This is a genomic window from Thermosynechococcus sp. OHK43 (genome assembly GCF_014466085.1).
In the GTDB taxonomy this organism is placed as follows: Bacteria; Cyanobacteriota; Cyanobacteriia; order Thermosynechococcales; family Thermosynechococcaceae; genus Thermosynechococcus.
Genome location: NZ_JACOMP010000216.1, coordinates 1 through 3874, shown reverse-complemented (window position 1 = coordinate 3874; position 3874 = coordinate 1). Strand labels below are relative to the sequence as shown.

Annotated in this window: 5 protein-coding genes; all 5 read left to right on the top strand. The window is 53.2% G+C overall.

All coding sequences use genetic code 11. From position 1 onward, the window contains the following. Positions 1 to 348: ribbon-helix-helix domain-containing protein (locus H8Q75_RS09195; protein WP_297041253.1), on the top strand; the 348-nt coding region annotated here is incomplete at its 5' end. Positions 349 to 397: 49 nt separating this feature from the next. Beyond that, positions 398 to 1927, top strand: a complete 1530-nt coding sequence (locus H8Q75_RS09190) for an AAA family ATPase (protein WP_024124911.1) — start codon at positions 398 to 400, stop codon at positions 1925 to 1927. 120 nt (positions 1928 to 2047) lie between these two features. After that, positions 2048 to 2401, top strand: coding sequence for a DUF1257 domain-containing protein (locus tag H8Q75_RS09185; RefSeq protein ID WP_024124912.1), 354 nt, complete (start codon positions 2048 to 2050; stop codon positions 2399 to 2401). A gap of 192 nt (positions 2402 to 2593) precedes the next feature. Further along, a complete protein-coding gene (locus H8Q75_RS09180) occupies positions 2594 to 3472 on the top strand; it encodes a site-specific DNA-methyltransferase (protein WP_365970991.1) in 879 nt (292 codons plus the stop codon). Then, positions 3460 to 3738 carry a hypothetical protein gene (locus tag H8Q75_RS09175; protein ID WP_297041249.1) on the top strand — a complete coding sequence of 93 codons (279 nt, stop codon included), beginning with the start codon at positions 3460 to 3462 and terminating at the stop codon, positions 3736 to 3738. Before H8Q75_RS09180 ends, H8Q75_RS09175 begins: the two co-directional genes overlap by 13 nt. Positions 3739 to 3874 lie beyond the last annotated feature (136 nt).

The following is a 3874-nucleotide window of genomic DNA, read 5'->3' as shown; positions in this document are numbered from 1 at the left end:
TACCTAGGTACGTCTCTAACCCCTATGGAAGATAAGCAAAAGGTTACGTTGTATCTCTCCCCCGATGTGCACCGCCAGCTAAAGATTGCCGCTGTAGTCGAGCAGGAAACAATGTCCACCCTTGCTGAGCGTGCGATTGAATTTCTGCTGGCTCACCCAGAGGTACTGGCGGAATATGCCGAGCAAAAACATGGCAATGTGCATCGGGTTTATCACTGCCCAGAGTGTGCCAGTGCCCTTGTCCTGCGGGGGGATGAGCTAACGGCCTTGGTCAATCAGCCCACTGTGATTGATGACAACAGCCTCAGTGTTCCTGCGCTCTCCGTCGAGTTGGTGTCTGCCCGCTAGGCCAGTGGCGGGGGTGTTGGGTCAGCCTTGAAAGAAGGAGGTGATTGCTGTGCAAGAAGAGTTGAGTATCCTAATCCAAGCGCAATATCCGTTGATCTACCTCCTGACCTCTGAAGAAGAGCGGGCTGAACAGGCGATCGCCACCATTGCCCAAAGTCAAGTCGGGCCTCAAGGGCGGTCTCCCCGCAAGCTCTACATCTGGACAGTGACCCACGGCATGGTTGAGTATGGCCATCCCCGCAACAATAGTCACCACAATACCGTCTCACCGGAAGCCGCCATTCAATGGGTTGTTCACCAACGGGAACCGGGCATCTACGTCTTCAAGGATTTGCACCCCTTCATTGATTCGCCCCCTGTCACTCGTTCTTTACGGGACGCGATCGCTAGCTTCAAGAGCAGCCACAAAACCATTATCCTCATGTCCCCTGAAGCGGCGCAGCGAATTCCCGTTGAACTGGAAAAAGAAATCGTTGTTGTTGACTATCCCCTACCCAGTATTAACGAACTAGATGAAGTTCTCAGGCAACAGTTAGATCCCCGCGATCGCCGCCTCACCCCGGAAGCACGGGAAAAGCTCGTCAAAGCCACCCTGGGTCTGACGCGGGATGAAGCCGAAAAAGTCTTTCGCAAAGCCAAAGTCACCGCTGGGCGGCTCACCGAAGCGGAGGTGGACATCATCCTCTCCGAGAAAAAGCAACTCATCCGCCGCAACGGCATCCTCGAATACATGGAAGTGGATGAAACCATTGATTCTGTGGGGGGCCTAGAGGAACTGAAAGTATGGTTACGTCAGCGCGCCAACGCCTTCAGTGAAAAGGCTCGTGAATACGGCTTACCGCAACCGAAAGGGATGTTGATTTTGGGTGTCCCCGGCTGTGGGAAGTCCCTCATTGCCAAAACCACCTCCCGCCTTTGGGGCTTGCCCCTGCTGCGCCTTGATATGGGTCGGGTCTACGACGGTTCAATGGTGGGGCGATCGGAAGCAAATTTGCGCAATGCGCTGAAAACCGCTGAATCCATTTCCCCTGCCATTCTCTTTATTGACGAAATGGACAAGGCCTTTGCTGGCGGGGCAGGCTCCTCAGACTCCGATGGCGGTACCTCTAGCCGCATCTTTGGCTCCTTCCTAACTTGGATGCAGGAGAAAAAGTCTCCCGTCTTTGTCCTGGCAACAGCCAACCGAGTTGAACGGCTCCCCGGTGAATTCTTGCGCAAAGGCCGCTTTGATGAAATTTTCTTTGTTGATTTGCCCAATGCCGAGGAGCGCAAGGAAATTTTTCGCATTCACCTCACTAAGCGCCGCCGTGAGATTGATCGCTTTGACCTAGAGCAACTGGCCAATATCTGTGATGGCTTTTCTGGTGCCGAGATTGAACAGGCGATCATTGCTGCCATGTACGAAGCCTTTGCCCAAGGGCGGGAGTTTACCCAGTTAGACATTATTGCCGCTAGCCGTGCCACTCAACCCCTTTCCAAGACGATGCAAGAGCAGGTCACGGCACTTCGAGATTGGGCCCGCCAACGGGCGCGCCCGGCGGCAGCTTCAGTGGCTGAATACCAGCGACTGGAGTTCTGACAAGCTTCCTTCTATCTGTTTTGTGCAGATGGGAGAAAGACCCGACCACAGGGGTTTGGTTCGCCATAAATTGTGGTTCATTCAGTCCAATGTTTCTGTCTCAATCTGGAGGAAATTCACATGTCTCACTTCAGCACCCTGCGTACGAAAGTTACCGATGCTGAAATCTTGAAAGCATCCCTGCGGGATCTGGGCATTACGGTGAAAACCAATGCCGATGTGCGTGGCTACAACGGCCAACGCGTTCGTGCCGACATCGTTGCCGTCCTCGACGGTGAGTACGATCTGGGCTGGTCTCGCAATGCTGATGGCACCTTTGATCTCATTGCTGACCTCTGGGGTGTGGCCAAAAAACACAACCAAACCGAGCTAATCAACTCGATCAACCAAAAATATGCCATCAACAAAACCTTGGCTGAGGTGAAGCGCCCTGGCCTTCAGAATGCCAACGTCAAGCTTGTGGTGCATAGCTAATCCTGTTGCCAATTGCTTTGTACTGTCTAGCGCGCGTTCCCAAGTAATCCGCTGGCTGACTCCCGAGGGGTCGGCCTCTTTTTTATCTCAGGATTAAGAATATGGTATTTTGGCCATGAAGGTAAGGATTGTTTGTAGTTATTGAGTTCTGGTCAACCTATTCAAGAACGCTTTTCTCCAGAGGCTAGGCTCGTGATTGCCACCGGGGATGTCTGTGAGGTGGTTCGTCAGGTGCCGGATGAGGCCATGACGCTCATCTTTACGTCGCCGCCCTACAACCTCGGCAAGGCCTACGAAACGCCGGTGGCGATCGAGGACTATCTCCAAAGCCAAAGCAGAGTGATGGCTGAGCTATATCGGGTGCTCCGGCCAGAGGGAAGTCTGTGCTGGCAAGTGGGGAATTTTGTTCAAAGGGGAGAGGTGTATCCCTTGGATATTTTGTTTTATCCCCTCTTCAAGCGATTGGGTTTGAAGCTGCGCAATCGCATCATTTGGAAATTTGGCCATGGTCTCCATGCCACAAAGCGCTTTTCTGGCCGCTATGAAACGATCCTCTGGTTCACAAAGTCAGATGACTACATCTTTAATTTGGATGCGGTGCGCATTCCAGCCAAATATCCGGGGAAACGCCACTTCAAGGGACCTAAGAAGGGCAAACCCTCGGGCAAACCCTTGGGTAAAAATCCATCGGATATCTGGGAAATCGTTCTTCAGGATTGGCAAGAACTGGTGTGGGATATTCCCAATGTCAAGTCCAATCATCCCGAAAAAACGCTCCATCCCTGCCAATTTCCCATTGAGTTGGTGGAGCGGTGCGTTCTTGCCCTCAGCCATGAGGGGGATTGGGTCTTTGACCCCTATATGGGGGTGGGATCATCGCTCTTGGCTGCCCTAATGCATAATCGGCGGGCAATGGGCTGTGAGCAGGAACCCGTTTATGTCAACATTGCTCGCCAACGGATTCAGGCCTATGAAAATGGCACCCTGCCTTACCGTCCCCTTGGCAGACCGGTGTACACCCCCACAGGACAGGAGAAAATAGTGCAAATTCCTGAGGAGTGGCAACAGTAAGTTGGCGATCGCTCGATGAACGGGTACGCATTCCATCCAAGTGGGTGACCTTGATTGGCGAGAAGTGGCTGACGGACACCGGTGAAACCCTAGAATACTGGCGGGTAGAAAAGGCGGACTCTGTAATTGTCTTGCCGCTGCAAGGAGATTATTTCATCTGCCTGCCGCCAACCTTTCGGGTGGGCGTTCAGCGAGCTGCGGTGGATTTTCCTGGTGGGCAAGTGCTCCCCAATACCCCCCCAGGGCAATGGTGCCGCAAATTTTGACCCAGGAATTGGGGATTACGTCCGATGGGCTTCAAGCAATCACCCCCATCCGTTAGGGAGTCCGGGCATCTCAGCGCTTCTTGGGCAGTTGGAGTGCTTGCAATGTCCTGCCGTTCTCTTGAAATGGCTGTATCAG

What these genes read in the sequence shown, in the direction of transcription:
- H8Q75_RS09185 (WP_024124912.1), top strand. Translation starts at nt 2,048, where the DNA reads ATGTCTCACTTCAGCACCCTGCGTACGAAAGTTACCGATGCTGAAATC.